General features: G+C 67.6%; 16 protein-coding genes. 8 read left to right on the top strand and 8 right to left on the bottom strand.

Features of this window, described 5'->3' with window-relative positions; translation table 11 throughout:
* Positions 1 to 9: 9 nt before the first annotated feature.
* Complete coding sequence (locus E3O28_RS02910) at positions 10 to 552, top strand: heme-binding protein (protein ID WP_104101402.1); 543 nt, start codon at positions 10 to 12, stop codon at positions 550 to 552.
* A 114-nt stretch (positions 553 to 666) separates the two neighbouring features.
* Here the strand turns inward: E3O28_RS02910 and E3O28_RS02905 are convergent, their stop codons facing one another.
* The 3 genes from E3O28_RS02905 to pflB form a co-directional block, all read right to left on the bottom strand.
* Positions 667 to 1,458 (bottom strand): transglycosylase domain-containing protein, encoded by a 792-nt coding sequence (locus tag E3O28_RS02905; RefSeq protein WP_166784719.1) that lies wholly within the window; start codon positions 1,456 to 1,458, stop codon positions 667 to 669.
* Positions 1,459 to 1,652: 194 nt separating this feature from the next.
* On the bottom strand, positions 1,653 to 2,510 hold the full coding sequence (pflA, locus tag E3O28_RS02900) for a pyruvate formate-lyase-activating protein (RefSeq protein WP_104101408.1): 858 nt from the start codon (positions 2,508 to 2,510) through the stop codon (positions 1,653 to 1,655).
* 40 nt (positions 2,511 to 2,550) lie between these two features.
* The gene (pflB, locus tag E3O28_RS02895; protein WP_134342363.1) at positions 2,551 to 4,809 is read right to left on the bottom strand and encodes a formate C-acetyltransferase; all 2,259 of its coding nucleotides are present in this window, start codon (positions 4,807 to 4,809) and stop codon (positions 2,551 to 2,553) included.
* 226 nt (positions 4,810 to 5,035) lie between these two features.
* On the opposite strand from pflB, the gene E3O28_RS02890 reads away from it, so the two are divergent.
* From E3O28_RS02890 to E3O28_RS02875, 4 genes are read left to right on the top strand one after another with little or no spacing between them, the layout of a single operon-like run.
* On the top strand, positions 5,036 to 5,719 hold the full coding sequence (locus E3O28_RS02890) for a GntR family transcriptional regulator (RefSeq protein ID WP_104101413.1): 684 nt from the start codon (positions 5,036 to 5,038) through the stop codon (positions 5,717 to 5,719).
* Positions 5,720 to 5,760: 41 nt separating this feature from the next.
* The gene (locus E3O28_RS02885) at positions 5,761 to 6,963 is read left to right on the top strand and encodes an MFS transporter (protein WP_134415145.1); all 1,203 of its coding nucleotides are present in this window, start codon (positions 5,761 to 5,763) and stop codon (positions 6,961 to 6,963) included.
* A gap of 25 nt (positions 6,964 to 6,988) precedes the next feature.
* A complete protein-coding gene (locus tag E3O28_RS02880; protein WP_134415144.1) occupies positions 6,989 to 7,504 on the top strand; it encodes a GNAT family N-acetyltransferase in 516 nt (171 codons plus the stop codon).
* Positions 7,505 to 7,508: 4 nt separating this feature from the next.
* Entirely contained in the window at positions 7,509 to 8,936 is a 1,428-nt protein-coding gene (locus E3O28_RS02875; protein WP_104101420.1) for a phosphotransferase, read from the top strand.
* Positions 8,937 to 8,953: 17 nt separating this feature from the next.
* On the opposite strand, the gene E3O28_RS02870 is transcribed toward E3O28_RS02875, so the two are convergent.
* The 4 genes from E3O28_RS02870 to E3O28_RS02855 form a co-directional block, all read right to left on the bottom strand.
* Positions 8,954 to 10,666 (bottom strand): AMP-binding protein, encoded by a 1,713-nt coding sequence (locus E3O28_RS02870; protein WP_277613279.1) that lies wholly within the window; start codon positions 10,664 to 10,666, stop codon positions 8,954 to 8,956.
* A 129-nt stretch (positions 10,667 to 10,795) separates the two neighbouring features.
* Positions 10,796 to 12,943: a 4-alpha-glucanotransferase gene (malQ, locus tag E3O28_RS02865; protein WP_134415143.1), complete on the bottom strand. Its 2,148-nt coding sequence runs from the start codon at positions 12,941 to 12,943 to the stop codon at positions 10,796 to 10,798.
* 54 nt (positions 12,944 to 12,997) lie between these two features.
* Complete coding sequence (locus tag E3O28_RS02860) at positions 12,998 to 13,729, bottom strand: glutamine amidotransferase (protein WP_104101427.1); 732 nt, start codon at positions 13,727 to 13,729, stop codon at positions 12,998 to 13,000.
* A 139-nt stretch (positions 13,730 to 13,868) separates the two neighbouring features.
* Positions 13,869 to 14,285 carry a VOC family protein gene (locus tag E3O28_RS02855; protein WP_104101430.1) on the bottom strand — a complete coding sequence of 139 codons (417 nt, stop codon included), beginning with the start codon at positions 14,283 to 14,285 and terminating at the stop codon, positions 13,869 to 13,871.
* Positions 14,286 to 14,381: 96 nt separating this feature from the next.
* Between E3O28_RS02855 and E3O28_RS02850 the strand changes: the two genes are divergently transcribed.
* From E3O28_RS02850 to E3O28_RS02840, 3 genes are read left to right on the top strand one after another with little or no spacing between them, the layout of a single operon-like run.
* Positions 14,382 to 15,341 (top strand): 1-phosphofructokinase family hexose kinase, encoded by a 960-nt coding sequence (locus E3O28_RS02850; protein WP_174721871.1) that lies wholly within the window; start codon positions 14,382 to 14,384, stop codon positions 15,339 to 15,341.
* On the top strand, positions 15,338 to 15,646 hold the full coding sequence (locus E3O28_RS02845; RefSeq protein ID WP_134415142.1) for a hypothetical protein: 309 nt from the start codon (positions 15,338 to 15,340) through the stop codon (positions 15,644 to 15,646). Before E3O28_RS02850 ends, E3O28_RS02845 begins: the two co-directional genes overlap by 4 nt.
* The gene (locus E3O28_RS02840; protein ID WP_134342369.1) at positions 15,643 to 16,089 is read left to right on the top strand and encodes a hypothetical protein; all 447 of its coding nucleotides are present in this window, start codon (positions 15,643 to 15,645) and stop codon (positions 16,087 to 16,089) included. Before E3O28_RS02845 ends, E3O28_RS02840 begins: the two co-directional genes overlap by 4 nt.
* A gap of 230 nt (positions 16,090 to 16,319) precedes the next feature.
* Here the strand turns inward: E3O28_RS02840 and E3O28_RS02835 are convergent, their stop codons facing one another.
* Positions 16,320 to 16,877, bottom strand: coding sequence for a hypothetical protein (locus E3O28_RS02835; RefSeq protein ID WP_134342370.1), 558 nt, complete (start codon positions 16,875 to 16,877; stop codon positions 16,320 to 16,322).
* Positions 16,878 to 16,941 lie beyond the last annotated feature (64 nt).

Below are 16,941 nucleotides of genomic sequence, written 5' to 3'. Positions count from 1 at the left end.
CTGGTGTCCATGACCGAGAAACAGCGCTACGACGTGCTTCGTCAGTACGCCGACTTCGAACTGCGTCACTATCCCCGCACCGTGCTGGTGCAGGTGGAGGTGGCCGGGGACTTCTCCGCGGCCGGCAACCGCGGCTTCGGGCCGCTCTTCCAATACATCAGCGGCAACAACCAGACCTCGACACGCCTCGCGATGACCGCGCCCGTGATCCAGGAGACCACGACCCCGCAGAGCCACACCGTCAGCTTCGTCCTCCCCGACGGGATGCCGCCCGCGGAGGTGCCCGTGCCCCGCGACGCGCAGGTCAGCACGAAGGAGGTCCCCGAGCGCACGGTCGCCGCCCGCCGCTTCAACGGCGGCTGGAGCGAGGAAAGGTTCGCGCAGAACGGCACCCTCCTCGTCGACGCGGTGAGCCGCGAGGGTCTCCTGCTCGCAGGCCGACCCTATTTCGCCCGCTTCGACCCACCCTGGAAGCCGGGCTTCCTCAGGCACAACGAAGCGCTCATCGCCGTCACCGTCACCGGTTCCGGTTCCGGTTCCGGAATCTCCTAGTCGTCGGAACTGTCCGTCGAGCTGCCGTGTTGTCGGTCATCACCCGACGCGTCGCGTAGACCATGCCCGCGAAGGCACCGGCCATGGTCAGCGGAGCTACCTCATTCGTTCCGATCACGGCCGCCGCGGTCTGCACGAGCGGGCTGCCGTCGGCGCGATGCACTCCGAAAGCCGCGGCCGTCTGAAGGATGCCGCACAGGTCCAGTTTCTTCGCCATCCCGATGAAACCCGTATTGATCGAGCCGAGGGTGGACTCGAGCGCGCTGGAGTTTCCGCCGCTCTCCCCGGCGTCGTTTCTCGGGTTTCGGTTCTGAAAATCATAGTTCTGCGGCCCCGACAACTGTCGTTGAACGTGCCCTGGATGGCCGGTTGAACCGGTGTGGCCACGGCAGCCTGGAATTCCGCTGCGGTGATCTTCACCTGCTCGACCATCTCGCGCGGGATGTAGTCCCGGCGTGCCTTGTTGACTGCGTAGCCGTTGGTCTCACTGCCGGGATTGTCGAGGCGGAACTTGGCCGGGTTGTCCACGATCTCCACCAGGTTTGCGGCCTGCGGCAGGGTGAGCTCTGCGGCCGTCGTGCCGAAGTAGTAGTTCGCCGCGGCCTCGTTGCCGTAGACGGTGCCGCCGAAACCGGTGATGTTGAGGTACTGGCGCAGGATGTCGTTCTGGGGGAATTTCTTCTCCGCCCCGATTGCGAGGCGCATTTTCTTGATCTCGCGGGCGGGGGTGGCGGCGATGACGGCATCCCGGGCGTAGGGGCTGATCTCGTCCCAGTCGACCTCGATGCGGTTCTGATCGTAGAAAGAGGCCAGCAGCACGGACGTGCCGTCGTTCTGGGCGGCGTAGGTGTTGCTCTTCTGGGAGAGCGGTTCGATGTCCGGGTAGCCCGGCAGACTCTCGAACACGGCACTCGAAACCACGAGGCCCAGCCCTCCGATGAGCAGAAATGCGAGTCCGCCACCGAGCCCGCAAATGCCGAGTAGTCGAACCACTCCGGCTTTTCTGCGGTTGGCAGGAGGCATCCTCTGGCTTACTGCGCAGAAAAGGCGTGGCACCGCTAGAGATGCCACGCCTCGTCTGGTTCGAGTCTGATTCGCGTCTAGAAGACCGTCAAGCCCCGCGCCTCGAACTGGGCCCTCACCCGCACCAGCAGTGCCTCATCCGGAGGATGAGAGCCGTGCAGCGGGTATGGAATGTTCAGCCGGTCCCATTTGTCCTCCCCCATCTGGTGGAAGGGCAGAACCTCGACGCGCTGCACGTTCGGCCAGCGCGACACGATCTCGGCGACGGCGTCGACGTTGTCGACGGCGTCGGTCAGACCCGGGACGAGAACGAAACGCGCCCAGACGGGAATGTTCCGCTCGCTCAGGCGGTCACCGAATGCGATCGTCGGAGCGAGGTCTCGGCCGGTCACCTCTTTGTACGTCTCGGGGATGCCGGACTTGACGTCGAGCAGCACGAGGTCGAGGTTGTCCAGCAGCGTGTCCGACGCGCTCTTGCCCAGGAACCCAGAGGTGTCCAGGGTGGTGTGCACGCCGAGCTTGTGGCACTCCTCGAAGAGTCGAGTCACAAAGGCAGGCTGCATGAGCGGTTCGCCACCGGAGATGGTCAGCCCTCCGCCGGTCGAGTCGAAGACGCCCTTATAGCGCTTGACCCTGGCGACGAGGTCGTCCAGCGTGGTGAGCAACCCATCCTTCATCTTCCAGGTGTCCGGGTTGTGGCAGTACTGGCAGCGCAGCAGACACCCGGAAAGGAAGAGTGTCATTCGCGTGCCGGGACCGTCAACGGCGGTGACCAGTTCCCACGAGTGGACACTGGCGACCGATCCGTTGTGAATCGCCTCCATTTCGAGGTGGTGGAGTTCAGCCAGTTCGGCTTGTTCACTGCTCACGGATGAACCGTCCACCAGGGCGATCGCCGCGCCGGCGCTGGGCAGACCGAGGTTTACTGCTGGCATTGTCTCGTCCTACTCAGCGTCGCCGCGTTGATATCAGTGATCAGTGCGAGTGGAACGTGCGGCTGATGACATCCATCTGCTGCTCGCGGGTCAGGCGGACGAAGTTCACCGCGTAGCCGGACACGCGAATCGTCAGCTGCGGGTAGTTCTCCGGGTGCGCCATGGCGTCTTCGAGAGTGTCGCGGTTGAGCACGTTCACGTTGATGTGGTAACCGGTTGCCGACGTGAACGCGTCGATGAGGCCGACCAGGCTGGTGATCTGCTCTTCCTTGGTGTGGCCGAGACCACTGGGAACCACCGTGTTGGTCAGCGAGATGCCGTCCTGCGCTTCACTGTAGGGGAGCTTGGCGACGCTGAGCGCCGACGCGAGCATCCCGTGGGTGTCGCGGCCGTTCATCGGGTTGGCACCCGGAGCGAACGACTCGCCCTTGCGGCGACCATCCGGCGTGTTGCCGGTGGCCTTGCCGTAGACCACGTTGGACGTGATCGTCAGGATCGACTGGGTGTGGATGGCGTCGCGGTAGGTCGGGTGCTTGCGGATCATTTTCATGAACCGCTCCATCACGTCGACGGCGATGGTGTCGACGCGGTCGTCATCGTTGCCGAACTGGGGGAACTCGCCCTCGATCGTGTAGTCGACGACCAGGCCGGTCTCGTCGCGCACCGGGCGGACCGTGGCGTACTTGATGGCCGACAGGGAGTCGGCGACCACACTCAGGCCGGCGATTCCGCAAGCCATCGTGCGGATGATCTCCTTGTCGTGCAGCGCCATTTCGAGACGCTCGTAGGCATACTTGTCGTGCATGTAGTGAATACAGTTCAAAGCCGTGACGTAGGTCTCGGCGAGCCACTCGAGCGTTTCCAGGTAGGCCGGGAAGACGGTGTCGTAGGAAAGCACCTCGTCGGCGTTCGGCGTGGTGGCCGGGGCAACCTGCTTGCCGGACACCTCGTCTTTTCCACCGTTGATCGAGTACAGCAACGCCTTGACGGCGTTGACGCGTGCACCGAAGAACTGCATCTGCTTGCCGACGCGCATGGGAGAGACGCAGCAGGCGATCGCGGCGTCGTCACCCATCTCGGCGCGGATGATCTCGTCGGACTCGAACTGGATGGCCGAGGTGTCGATCGACACCTGCGCACAGAAACGCTTGAAGCCCTCGGGCAGGGCGTCGCTCCAGAGAACGGTGAGGTTCGGCTCGGGCGCTGCGCCGATGTTGTAAAGCGTCTGCAGGAAACGGAACGTGGTCTTGGTAACGAGCGGGCGGCCGTCTTCACCGATGCCGGCGAGCGACTCGGTGACCCAGGTCGGGTCGCCGGCGAAAATCTCGTCGTATTCGGGGGTGCGCAGGAAGCGCACGATGCGCAGCTTGATGACGAGGTCGTCGATCAGCTCCTGGGCGCCCTCTTCGGTCAGGGTGCCGGCGACGAGTTCGCGCTCGATGTAGGTGTCGAGGAAGGCCGCGTTGCGGCCGAACGACATTGCAGCACCGTTTTGTTCCTTGACGGCGCCGAGGTAGGCGAAGTAGAGCCATTGCACGGCTTCGCGCGCGGTGGTGGCCGGCTTGGAGATGTCGGAGCCGTAGGAGGCCGCCATCTGGATGAGTTCCTTGAGGGCCCGGATCTGCTCCGAGTTTTCCTCGCGGGCGCGAATGATGTCCTCGGTCGAGGGCTCCATGTCGAGCTCGGCGCGGTCGTTCTTCTTGCCCGAGATGAGGGCATCGACGCCGTAGAGGGCGACACGGCGGTAGTCGCCGATGATACGGCCGCGGCCGTAGGCGTCGGGCAGTCCGGTGATCAGGTGGCTGTTTCGTGCACGACGGACCCCGGGAGGGTAGACGTCGAAGACGGCGGTGTTGTGGGTCTTGCGGTAATCGGTAAAGACTTTTTCAAGTTCGGGAGACACGGGGTAGCCGTAGGTCTCGAGCGAGGTGGCAACCATGCGCCACCCGCCGAAAGGCATAATGGCACGCTTGAGCGGAGCATCCGTCTGCAGTCCGACGATTACCTCGTTTGCCTGGTCGATGTAGCCCGGAGCGTGGGCCGTAATGGACGACGGCGTGGTGGCGTCGACGTCGTAGACGCCTTTACGGCGTTCCTCGGGGAACATCTCGGACAGCTTGGCCCAGATCCCCGTGGTGCGTGCGGTCGCTCCGACAAGGAAGCTCGAGTCGCCCAGGTAGGGGGTGTAATTGCGCTGGATGAAGTCGCGCAGATCGATCGAATCCTGCCAGGGGCCGGAGGCGAAGTCAGTCCGACCGGCATCATCCGTTCCGCTGCGAACACCTTCAGTGATTGTCATGTAGATTGCTCTCCTCGTGGGATCGAGACACCCTCCGCGAAAGTGTCTCTCCCGCAGTCGGGCCGAGAGAGCAGGACCACGAGGCTCCGGCTAATGCAACGATGCACCGTGTGACTTGCCCTCTTTCCCAACACTACTCCCGTCAGACCCACCCGAACGCGAAATTTATGAGATTGCATCCATTGATGCATTTATAGATAGGTGCATGTGTGACTAAGGTTGAGGCATGAGCTTCCTCCCGATGTCCCGCGGAGCCGCCAGGCCCCCCGCCGCGGCCCCCTCCGCCGTCGACCGGATCTACACGACCGTCGCCGACGCCATCATCTCCGGCACCTTGGCCGCAAGCTCGCTGATCACCGAGGGCGAAATTGCCGAGGCCCTCTCCACCAGCCGCACCCCCGTGCGGGAGGCCTTCCTCGAACTCCAGGCTCACGGGCTCCTGACGCTCTTCCCCAAGAAGGGCGCGGTCGTCACAGCCCTGGGCGACACGGAGACGGCCGAGCTGCTACAGGTGCGCGTCATGCTGGAGAACACGGCGGTGACCCTGCTCAGCGAGCGGCCGGACGACATCCCGGGCGTCGACGCCGAGTTGCAGGACCTTATTCGGGTCCAGTCCGACGCCGCCCTGGCCGGCGACCTGCTCACGTTCGCCCGGGCCGACCACCGGTTCCATGCCCGCATCGTCGACGAGACGCATAACCGGGTCATCGACGGGATCTACACCCGGCTCGGCCCCAGACTTGAGCGCCTCGTGCACCGGGCAGCCCTGCGCGACCCGCGCAACCTCGACCGTCTGGTGGCCGAACACCGAATCCTTGCCCACCACCTGCGCGGCGGCGACACCCTCGCCTACGAGGTCGCTCTGCGCCAGCACGTCGAAGACGGTCATCACGCGCAGCTGGCGCCCTGACCGTCCCCCACCTTCCCGCACCTGCTTTTCAGAAAAGACCCATGACTTTCCGCCGCACCGTTCCCGCCTGGCAGCTCGCCGCTCCTGCCCTGTTCGTCATGGCTTGGGGTGGGAACCACTTCACGCCCCTCCTGCACATGTACGAATCGCTCGGCCACTATTCCGTCGTCATGACCGACCTCTTCCTCGGCTTCTACGTGGTGGGCCTGGTCCCCGGGCTGCTGCTCGCCGGCGCACTCTCGGACCGCTACGGGCGCAAACCCTTGACCTTGGCAGGCGTCGCCCTGGGAATTCTCGCCAGCATCCTGCTGGGTCTGGGATTCTCAAGCGGGATCATGCTCTCCGCCGGGCGCCTGCTGGCGGGGCTGAGCGTCGCCGTGGCGATGGCGGTGGGAACCGCGTGGCTCAAGGAACTGTCCAGCCCGCCGTTCGACAACCAGGCCGGCCGCACGGCAGGGGCACGGCGGCCTTCACTCACCCTCACGGTCGGGTTCGGGCTCGGGGCCGGGGTGGCCGGAGTGCTCGCGCAGTGGGGGCCGATGCCGACCCTCTCCCCTTATGTCGTGCACATCGTGCTCAGCCTGCTTGTGCTCCCCCGCCTGCTGAGGGCCCCGGAGACCGTGCCGCGCTACCGAGCACACCGGCCCTTCTGGCAGGACCTGGCGGTTCCGCTGGCCGGACACCGCCGCTTCGTGCGCGTGATCATTCCGTCAGCTCCCTGGGTCTTCGGCGCCGCCGGCATCGCCTACGCGATCATGCCCACTCTGGTCCAGGACCAACTCGGCAGCCTCAACCTCGCCTACGCGACCCTGCTCACGGTTGTGACCCTCGGCACCGGCGCGCTCGTGCAACCGCAGGTGGCTCGGATCAACCGGGTCACCGATGGGCGTGCACTGATGGTCGGGATGTCCGTGATGCTGCTGGGAGTGGGTCTCAGCGTGGCCACGGCGATCGTGCTGTCCCCGGTGCTCGCGTTCCTCACGGCCGTCGTGCTCGGCGCCGCCTACGGTGTGAGCATCGTGGCCGGGCTCGTGGAGATCCAGAAGATCTCCACGGTGGCCGACCTGGCGGGCATCACCGGGGTCTACTACAGCCTCACCTACATCGGCTTCCTGCTGCCGGTCGCCTTCGCCTGGCTCAACGCCGTGGCCGGTTACCCGGTGCTTCTGAGCATTCTGTTCGTGGTCTGCGCGCTCTGCCTGGCCCTGGTGGCGAACGGGATGCGCCGGCGCGTCACCGAGTAGGCGGCACCTGGATTATCGTCATCCCATGCCCTATTCGCTCCGCCATCTCCTTCCCGCCGACGCCGCACCGGTGCTCGGACTCAACAACGCCGCTGTGCCTGCCGTCAACGCACATGACGAGGCGAGCCTCTCCGCCCTGCTCGCGGCCAGCAGCCACGCCCTCGCGGTCGTGCACGACGACGCGCCGGGAGAGGTGCTCGGCTTCGCCGTGCTGTTCGGGGCCGACGCCGACTACGCGAGCGAGAACTACCGATGGTTCTCCGCCCGGTCGAAGTCCTTCCTCTACGTGGACCGCATCGTGGTGTCGGACCAGGCCCGCAACCAGGGTCTCGGCGCCCTGCTCTACACCGCGATTTTCGCGGCGGCCCGCGCGGCCGAGGTCGGCCAGGTCTTCTGCGAAGTGAACATCGCACCTCCGAACCCTCGGTCGCTGGCGTTCCACTCCCGGCTCGGCTTCGAGCCGATCGGCGAGCAGTCGACGAAGGGTGGCACCGTCGTGGTGTCCCTGCTGTCGGCTCCCGTCGGCGCGGGCGTACGCTGAGGCCATGACTGTCGACGGTCGCGCAATCCCACTTCCGGATTACCTCAACCACTGGGTGGCGACGCAGCGATGGTTCGCCGACAAGGGCCGTGTGCCGAGACTGGTCAGCATCGGGCGCTGGGTGCTTCCGAGCGAGGAAGCCGAGGTGGACATCCGCACTGAGCTCGTCTTCGATGCCGCAGCCCCGACCCGCACCCTCTACCAGTTGCCCCTCACCCAGCGGACCACTCCCCTCCCCGCAGGCGGGCAGGGCCTCATCGTCACCCTCGCCGACGGCAGCGCGGTCTACGACGGCACCGCCGACCCGGCCTACGGGCGCGCTCTGCTGGGTTTCATCCTGCGCCAGGCCTCCTCACCTGAGCCCGAAAACCTCGGCGCGCGGGCTCGCGGCGAACTCCACTCGAGCGCAGATCCCGCCGAACGGCCGGCCCGGGTTGTCGCCGGCCGTCTGCTGCGCGGAGAACAGTCGAACACCTCGATCATCCTGGACTGCGTCGACGCCGCCGGGCGCCCGGCTCGTCCCGTCATCTGCAAGGTGTTCCGGATGCTGCATCCCGGCGAGAATCCAGACGTGTCCGTGCAATCGGCCCTGGCCCGGGCCGGCTCACACTTCGTGCCGGAACCGGTGGGCTGCGTGGTCGGCGAGTGGACCGAGCCGGAGCAACCGCGGGTCACCCTCACGGGCCATCTCGTCTTCGCCCAGGAGTTCCTGCCGGGCGCCCCGGATGCCTGGCGGGCCGCCCTGGCCTCGGCCGGGGCCGGGGAGGACTTCAGCGAACAGGCGCGGGCGCTGGGCGTGGCGACGGCAGCCGTGCACGCCGACCTGGCCGCCGTGATGCCCACTCACGACGCCACCCCCGCGGTCATCGCCGCCGAACTCGGCCGGATGCGCGAGCGCTACCGCAGCGCCGCCGCCGAGGTGCCCGCCCTGACCGGCTACGATACGGCCGTCGAGGCGATCTTCGAGCGGGCGGAGAGGGCCTGCTGGCCCCGGCTGCAGCGCATCCACGGCGATTTCCACCTCGGCCAGGCCCTCGAGGTCCCCGGCCGCGGCTGGGTGCTGGTGGATTTCGAGGGCGAACCGCTGCGCCCCCTGGACGATCGCACCCAGCCGGATGTGCCGTTGAAGGACATCGCCGGGATGCTGCGGTCCTTCTCCTATGTGGCCGGCACGGTGGAGCGGTCCTCGCCCGGCGACCAGACGGCGTCGGCCGAAGCGTGGGCCGCGGCGTGCCAGCACGCGTTCCTCGACGGCTACACGCTGCGATCCGGCCAGAGCCTGGCCGGTCAGGAGCCCCTGCTCGACGCGTTCGAGCTGGACAAGGCCCTCTACGAGGCCGTCTACGAGACCCGCAACCGACCCTCCTGGCTGCCGATCCCGCTCGCGGCCATCCGCGGCCTCGTCCTGGAGGTCTCCGCCGGATTGCCGTGAGCGGCCGGAACGGCCGGTCAGCGCTTGAGCTCGGGGAATTGGTCGTCGCGCCACTCACCGGGGAGCCGGGTGTTCTCGGCGGCCGCGGCATCCTCGCGCATGCGCAGTTCCACCCGGCGGATCTTGCCGGAACTGGTCTTGGGCAGCTCGTAGAACTCGACCCGCCGCACCCGCATGTACGGGGGCAGACCGGTGCGGGCGTGGCGCAGCACCGAGAGCGCCGTTTCGCCGTTGGACTCCCAGCCCGCCGCCAGGGCGATGTAGGCCTTGGCGATGTTCAGCCGGGTGTCGTCGGGCGCGGGCACGACGGCCGCCTCGGCCACGGCCGGGTGCTCCAGCAGCACGCTCTCGACCTCGAACGGGGAGACCTTGTAGTCGGAGGACTTGAAGATGTCGTCGGTGCGGCCGATGAACGTGATGTAGCCTTCGGCGTCGCGGCTGGCGACATCACCGGTGTGGAAGTAACCGTCCCGCACGGCCTCCCGCGTGCGTTCGGGATCCCCGTGGTAGCCGGCCATCAGGTTGACCGCGGTGCGGGACAGGTCGAGGCAGATCTCGCCCTCGTCGCTCTCCTCACCGGTGATGGGATCGAGCAGCGTGATCGCGACGCCCGGCAGGGGCATCCCCATCGAACCGGCCAGAAGTGCGGAACCCGGGGCGTTGCCCACGATCGCCGTGGTCTCGGTCTGGCCGTAGCCATCCCGGATGGTGAGTCCCCAGGAACGCTGGATCTGGTGGATGACCTCCGGGTTGAGCGGCTCGCCGGCCGAGATGATCTCGCGCAGGCCTACCGGCTTGGCGCCGACGTCGGATTGGATCAGCATGCGCCACACGGTCGGCGGGGCGCAGAAGGTGGTCACTTTCGCGCGGTGCAGCTGGTCGGCGAGGGCGAACGGGTCGAACCGGGCGTAGTTGTAGACGAAGACGGTGGCCTCGGCGATCCACGGGGCGAAGAAGCTGCTCCAGGCGTGCTTGCCCCAGCCGGGCGAGCTGATGGCCAGGTGCACGTCGTCCGGGCGGAGTCCGATCCAGTACATGGTGGTCAGGTGCCCCACGGGATAGGACGTCTGGGTGTGCACCACCATCTTCGGCTTGCTGGTGGTGCCCGAGGTGAAGTAGATCAGGGACGCGTCGTCGGAGGACACGACCACGGCGGGCTTCTCGGCCGCGACGAGCGCGGCATCCGCGTAGTCGGCCCAGCCGGGGGTGGCCGCACCGACGCAGACGCGCGAGAAGTCGCCGGGCACCGCGTCGAACTTGGCGGCGTCGCCGGCGTTGGCGATGACGTGCTGCACACCGCCGCGCAGAACCCGGTCGGCCAGGTCGCCGGTCGCAAGCACCGTGGACGTGGGCAGGATGACCGCGCCCACTTTCATGATGGCGAGCATCAGCTCCCAGAGCTCGACCTGGTTGCCCAGCATCAGCATGACGTGGTCGCCGTGCCCGACGCCCCGGGAGATCAGCCAGGTGGCCACCTGGTCGGAGCGCGCCGACATCTCACTGAAGGTCACCGTCAGTTCGCGACCATCTTCCTCCACGATCCACAGGGCGGTCTTGTCGTTGCCAGCGGCGATGACGTCGAACCAGTCGACGGCCCAGTTGAAGTTCGCCCCCACATCCGGCCACTCGAACTCGGCCTGGGCGCGCGCATGATCGTCTCGCAGCTGCAGAAGGTGGTCGCGCGCGCCTCGAAGGGCGGTGGTGCTCTGGGGGGTGGTCATCCGTCCCATCTTCCTCGGTTCAAATGCCCAAAACGGAATACGACACCCGGCCGCGGGGCCGGCAGGTCCCGCAGGTTCCGCAGCTCGGCGCCGTTCGGGCCGACAGCGCGAAGATCTTCCTCGGCGTGATAAAGCGCTTCAGGGAGTGGCGCGGATCGCGTCCACCAGGGCGGCGAAGCGGGCGTTGCCGGGCAGGTCGTCGATGAGCACGGACTTTCCGTCGGGGCCGGCCAGCGGGATGCGCCAGTTCGGGTACTCGTTCGAGGTCCCGGGCTGGTTCTGGGTCCGGCGCTCGCCGACCGCATCCACCAGAGCCACGCCAAGGAGCGACGAGGGCGTCAGTGCGGTGTACGCGTAGAGCGCCTCAACCGTCTCCTGCACGGTCGGGGCTGGCTCGGTGCCGAGCGGCGGCAGCAGGCCGCGTTCGCGAAGCGCGGCCAGCATGGCGGACTGCTCGGCAAGGTCCGCGGTGCGCTCTTCCTCGACCGATCGCCCGAGCAGACCGAGCGATTCGCGCAGGGCCACGTGGTCGCCGGCGAGATAGCCGGCCGTGGGAGGCAGATCGTGGGTGTTCACACTGGTCAGGCAGGCCTGGCGGTACCGTTCGGGGGCCAGCGGCACGCCGTTGTCTCGTTCGAACCAGAGGATCGAGGTTCCGAAGATGCCGCGTTCGGCGAGGTAGTCGCGCACCCAGGGCTCGAAGACGCCGAGGTCTTCGCCGACCACCACGGCGCCGGCGCGCTGGGCCTCGAGGGCCAGGATGCCGATGAGTGCCTCGTGGTCGTAGTGCACGTAGGTGCCCTCTCCCGGTCCGGCGCCGACCGGGATCCACCACAGGCGGAACAGACCCAGAATGTGGTCCACCCGGATGCCGCCGGCGTGGTGCAGGATGCTGCGGAGCATGTCCCGGTAGGCGACGTAGCCCGACTCGGCCAGCCGGCCGGGGTGCCACGGCGGCTGCGACCAGTTCTGGCCCTGCTGGTTGAACATGTCCGGCGGGGCGCCCACGGTCATGCCCGGGGCGAGAACGCCCTGCAGGGTCCAGGCGTCGGACCCGGTGAACTGCACCCCGACCGCGAGGTCGTGCACGATGCCGATGGCCATCCCGGCATCCGTCGCCGCGCGTTGAGCGGTCTCCAACTGCTGGTCGCAGAGCCACTGGAGCCAGCTGTGGAATTCTATGCGGTCCGCGAGCTGCTTCCGGTGCTCGGCGGCGAAGGGACCGCGGGGGCCGCGCGGCTCGATCGACCATTCCGGCGCATCCGCCGGGAACAACTCGGCCAGGGCGCACCAGAGCGCGAAGTCGACCAGACCCTGACCCTGCTCGGCGCAGAATTCCTCGAACCGGTGGGCACGGGAGGGGCTCGGCCGCACCTTGTGCACGGCTTCCAGCGCGGTCAGTTTGGCGGCATAGGCGCAGTCGCGGTCGAGGTGGTCCGCCTCCAGGTTGGCCGAGTGCTGCCGGTCAGCGAGGGACTCGACAACGGCTCGTGCCGCCGGGGCGAGGTAGGCGTATTCGGGCACGTCCTCGACCCGAATGTACAGCGGGTGGAAAAAGCGCCGGCTCGACGGCAGGTAGGGGGAGGGCTCGACCGGCGGGGCGGGCTCGGACGCGTGCAGCGGATTGACCAGGACGAAGTCGGCTCCGTATTGGGAGCCGGAGATGGCGGCCAGGTCGGCAAGGTCGGCGAAGTCGCCGATCCCCCAGCTCCGGGAGGAGCGCGCCGAGTAGAGCTGGGCCATCAGACCCCAGTCGCGATGCCCGGCCAGGTTGCGGGTGGTCTCGAGCCGGGGCGGGGTCACGACGAGGCCGCAGCGCGCCGTGTGGTCTCCGCTCTCTGCGTGCAGGGTATGCCAGCCCAGAGGCAGGCCGGCCGGAATTTGGAACATCGCCCGGCTCGTCGGCCGACCGTCGACGGTGCGGGGTTTCTCCCAGAGCCCGGTCTGCAACACCTCGTGCCGGGTGCCGTCCTCGGCGACGATCCAGACGAGGGCCGTCGAACCTGCGCCGGCGTGCACGGGCACCTCGGCCTCGCCGCCCGCGCGGAGCACCACGACGGGAGGCAGGAGCCGGCGCCAGGGCGCGAGGCTCTGCTCGGTCAGGGCCGCATCAACCTCGGCAGGCGTGCCGGCGGGAACGCCGAGGGCACCCAGGACCTTACGCAGGGTGCCGAAGTCGACCGCCCGTGAAGCACCGTCCCAGCCGGTGAAAGAGGTGTCAACCCCGAGTGATCGTGCCAGTTCCAGCAGCGCCGCCGCAGAACGGTCGGTTGGTTCGAGTTCCATGGGACCACTCTAGATCCGGGACCGGTTCCGGACCCGCGCCGGACCCCGCCGGCTCTACCTGCCGAAGCGCGAGACGAAGGCCTTCATCAGCTTGGCCGGCTCGGTGACGATGGATGCGTCGATCGCCGCGATGACGTCGTCCAGGGCGTCGGGATCGAAGTAGCCGGACTCGCGGTAGATGCGGATGCGGGTCAGGATGCCGGCATTGGTCAGTTCCGGATGGAATTGCGTCGCGTAGACGTTGTTGCCGACCCGGAACGCCTGCACGGGACAGTTCTGCCCGGTCGCCAGCAGGACGGCGCCGGGCGGCAGCTCTGAACAGGCCTCCTTGTGCCCGACGAAGGCCTGGAAGGTGGGCACGAGCGCGGCGAACAGCTGGTCGGCTGCGCCCGCCTCGGTGAGGGAGATCCAGGTCGGCCCGGCCTCCTCGGACCAGGTGCGGTCCAGCCTGCCGCTCAGATGGCTGGTGAGCAGTCCGACACCGTAGCAGGCACCGAGGAAGGGGAAGTCCCGGGCCAGCACCTGGTCGAGGAGGGCGGCCAACTCGGCCTCGACGCGGCGTTGCACGGACGACTTGATCTCGGCGGAATCGCTCGCGTTGAAGGGGCTGCCGCCCACGATGATGCCCGAGTATCCGTTCAGGTCGATCGGCGGCATCGGCGCAGCCTCGAGCCGCACCCGGTGGAGCTGGTCGGGTTCCAGATCGCCGGCCGCGAGGAAGCCGGCGTACTCGTCATCGGCGGCTTCGTCCTCAGAACGGGTGGCGAGCAGCAGGAAGGGCTTCACAGCATCATCGTAGTGGCGGGCCTCGGTAGACGCGGCTCCGGCTTCGACCTGGCTGTGAGCGCGTCGAAGACCTGGTCTCCCCCTGCACCAGGAGCTGCTGCATCTGCGCGGCGTCGAATGCGAACCCCCCACCACCGACCTATGCGGGTGCGCCGGCGATGTTGACCATCCAGCTCACGCCGAATCTATCGACGCACATGCCGAAGCTGTCGCCCCACGGCGACGGCTCGAGCGGCATGACGACGGTGCCCCCGGCCGCGAGCTTGTCCCAGTAGCCGCGCAGCACCGGTTCGTCGTCGCCGCTGAGCGACACGGAATAGTTGGTGCCCGGACGGTACTCCATCCGGTTCGGAGTGTCGGAAGCCATCAGCACCAGGCCGTCGTCGGTGGTCAGCATGGCGTGCATAATCTTGTCCTGCTCAGCCTTGTCGTCGCTCGCCTCGAACTCGGCGAACGTGCTCAGCGTCAGCTCGCCGCCGAACACCGTCCGGTAGAACTCCATCGCTTCCCGGGTCGTATCCCGGAACCCCAGGTAGGGATTGAGTTGGGTCGTCATGGTGGAGCCTCTTTCTGTCATGGGGCGAATGCTCCGATTATCGGCTCAACCCCGCGCCAGCACGAGGCGTGCGGGGAAGTCTCCTACGCTGGAACCATGGACTCCCCCAGGGCCGCCCTGCTGCGGCCGATTCTCACCCTCACCATCAACCCCGCTCTCGACGTGAGCACGTCAACCGAGCACGTGGTCAGCGAGCACAAGATGCGCTGCGGCCGGTCCCGCCTCGACCCGGGCGGCGGCGGCGTGAACGTGGCTCGGGTAGTGCAACGTCTCGGCGGGCAGGCCCTGGCCGTGTACACCGCGGGCGGCCCTACCGGGGAGGCCTTCCGCCGGCTGATCGAAGCCGAACGCATCCCGACCATCGCGGTGCCGATCCATGGCAGCACCCGCGAGAGCTTCACCGTCGACGAGACTGGCACCGGCAAGCAGTTCCGTTTCGTGCTGGAAGGCCCCGAGCTCAGTGAAACCGAGTGGCGGGCCTGTCTCGCGGTCGTCGGAGAGTCGATTCCGGTCGGCGGCTATTTGGTCGCCAGCGGCAGCCTGCCGCCGGGAGTCCCGGATGATTTCTACGCCCGGGTCACCCGTCTGGCGCACGGGCACGACGCCCGCTGCATCGTGGACACGTCCGGTCCCGCTCTCGCGGCCGCGCTCGACGAGGGGGTCTACCTGGTCAAACCGAGCGGGCGTGAGCTGGGAGAGCTCGTCGGCGCAACCCTCGACACCGAACAGAGCAAGATCGACGCGGCCGCCGAGCTCGTCGCCCGCGGGTCCGCGGAAGTCGTCGCGCTGACGCTCGGCGGAGCGGGAGCCGTGCTCGCCTCGGCGAGCGGGATCATCCGTCTGGGGGTGCCGCAGGTCACGGTGCAGAGCACCGTCGGGGCCGGCGACAGCTTTCTCGGTGCGTTCGTGCTGCGGATCGCGCAGGGGTTCCCGGTGGACCGGGCGTTCCGGGCCGCCGTCGCCGCCGGCAGCGCCACCGCGATGACACCGGCCACGGAACTCTGCCACCGGGTCGATGTGGAACGCCTGGAGGCCGAACTGGTGGCACTCGCGTGAAGCTCACCGACATTGACCCGCCCAGCCGTAGCTTTTCCCGGTGGCTCACCGACGAAGAGGTGGGGCAGGTGCTCGCCTCCAGCCGCGGCTGGAGGCTTGCGCCGGACGGCGGCGTGATGGCCGGCAAGATTCGCAAGACCCGGATCGCGCCGTCTCTGACCGCGCTCGGCGCCACCGCGGCCGCCGAGCGTTGGATCAGCCGCGCGGCGGCGCCCGGCAGGGACGGCAGCGGCCCGACGCACATCATGTGGGGTGTCTTCAACGCCCGAACGGACGCCGAGATCGCGGCTAAAGTCGATTCATGACCGCTGACCCTGCCACCGGCACCCGCACCCCCCGCACCTCGATCCCCCGCTTGATCGGCCGATTGGCTCTGGGGGCATTCCTGCTCTTCGCCGGGATCAGCCACCTCGCCTGGAACCGTGAGGCGTTCCTCGCCCAGGTGCCCACCTGGTTGCCGCTCGAGGGTGATTTCGTCGTGGTTGCGTCGGGCCTGGTCGAGATCGCTCTGGGCCTGTCGCTGCTGCTGCTGGCCAGGCGCAAGGTGCAGGTGGGTTGGGTCGTGGCCCTGTTCTTCCTGGCAATCTTCCCCGGCAACATCTCCCAGTTCGTCACGGCCACCGATTCGTTCGGCCTGGATTCGGACCTGTCCCGTGGCATCCGCCTGCTCTTCCAGCCGGTGCTCGTGGCGTGGGCGCTGTGGTCGACCGGTGCGTGGCGCGCCTGGCGGGCACGCCGTGCAGCATAAGTGATACCCCATGGGGTATGTTGGGCGGACGAGTTCAACGAAAGGGTTCAACGGATGTGCCGTCAAGTCACGTGTAAGAAGTGTGGAAAAACGACCTGGGCCGGGTGCGGCCAGCACGTCGACCAGGTGATGCGAGGCGTTCCGGGTGCACAGCGGTGCCGCGGACACGAGAAAGACGCCCCGACCCCCGGCTTCTTCGCGCGGCTCTTCACCCGCAACTGAGTCCGGAGTCAGTAGTCGCTGGCGGACAGGTCGGACGCGGCGTCGTGCTTGAGCTTCAAAAGGGCGAGGTCGATGTGCAGAAACACCTCGGTGCGGGCCTCCCGCCGTGCCTCGTAATCGGGGTCATGCCAGTCGATGTTCAGCCTGATCAGGCGTGACGACACCGCGTCACTGACCTCGTCGCTGGCGGCCCGCTGGGCCCGCCGCACGAGACGCGCGACCTTGTCGTCGTCGGCGGCCACGGCCTCGAGGGCCTCGGCGAGCTTCTCATGCACGCGTCGGCGCAGTTTGAGCTGAATGATGTCGTGGTGCTGGTCTTCCGTGAGATCGGAGGTCCACCGTGACCTGGTCAGCTCTGTGCGCAGGTCCTTGACCCGGCGGGCGTACTGCTCGTTCTGCCGGGTGAGCAGGTGCAGCTCGTGCCGGGCGGTCGCCGCGTAGCGTTCCGGATCGTAGTCGGCGTGATCACCGAGAGCGCCCACGATGATGTCGTTCTTCACCGCCATTCGGACGGCGGAAAGCGCGATCTTGAGCCCCTCGTCGACGATCACCTTAATTGCGGCCACGCTACAAAATCTTACTGTGCAGGCCTGCCGAAATCAGGGCTCCCCCTGTCGCGGTAGGGTCCTG

This window comes from Cryobacterium sp. TMT2-14 (assembly GCF_004402465.1).
Taxonomy (GTDB): domain Bacteria; phylum Actinomycetota; class Actinomycetes; order Actinomycetales; family Microbacteriaceae; genus Cryobacterium; species Cryobacterium sandaracinum.
This window is presented reverse-complemented; position numbering and strand designations above follow the sequence as displayed.

Coding starts and splice junctions, on each gene's coding strand:
- E3O28_RS02910 (WP_104101402.1), top strand. CDS start 10: ATGACCGAGAAACAGCGCTACGACGTGCTTCGTCAGTACGCCGACTTC.
- pflA (WP_104101408.1), bottom strand. CDS start 2,510: ATGCCAGCAGTAAACCTCGGTCTGCCCAGCGCCGGCGCGGCGATCGCC.
- pflB (WP_134342363.1), bottom strand. CDS start 4,809: ATGACAATCACTGAAGGTGTTCGCAGCGGAACGGATGATGCCGGTCGG.
- E3O28_RS02890 (WP_104101413.1), top strand. CDS start 5,036: ATGAGCTTCCTCCCGATGTCCCGCGGAGCCGCCAGGCCCCCCGCCGCG.
- E3O28_RS02885 (WP_134415145.1), top strand. CDS start 5,761: ATGACTTTCCGCCGCACCGTTCCCGCCTGGCAGCTCGCCGCTCCTGCC.
- E3O28_RS02880 (WP_134415144.1), top strand. CDS start 6,989: ATGCCCTATTCGCTCCGCCATCTCCTTCCCGCCGACGCCGCACCGGTG.
- E3O28_RS02875 (WP_104101420.1), top strand. CDS start 7,509: ATGACTGTCGACGGTCGCGCAATCCCACTTCCGGATTACCTCAACCAC.
- E3O28_RS02870 (WP_277613279.1), bottom strand. CDS start 10,666: ATGGGACGGATGACCACCCCCCAGAGCACCACCGCCCTTCGAGGCGCG.
- malQ (WP_134415143.1), bottom strand. CDS start 12,943: ATGGAACTCGAACCAACCGACCGTTCTGCGGCGGCGCTGCTGGAACTG.
- E3O28_RS02855 (WP_104101430.1), bottom strand. CDS start 14,285: ATGACGACCCAACTCAATCCCTACCTGGGGTTCCGGGATACGACCCGG.
- E3O28_RS02850 (WP_174721871.1), top strand. CDS start 14,382: ATGGACTCCCCCAGGGCCGCCCTGCTGCGGCCGATTCTCACCCTCACC.
- E3O28_RS02840 (WP_134342369.1), top strand. CDS start 15,643: ATGACCGCTGACCCTGCCACCGGCACCCGCACCCCCCGCACCTCGATC.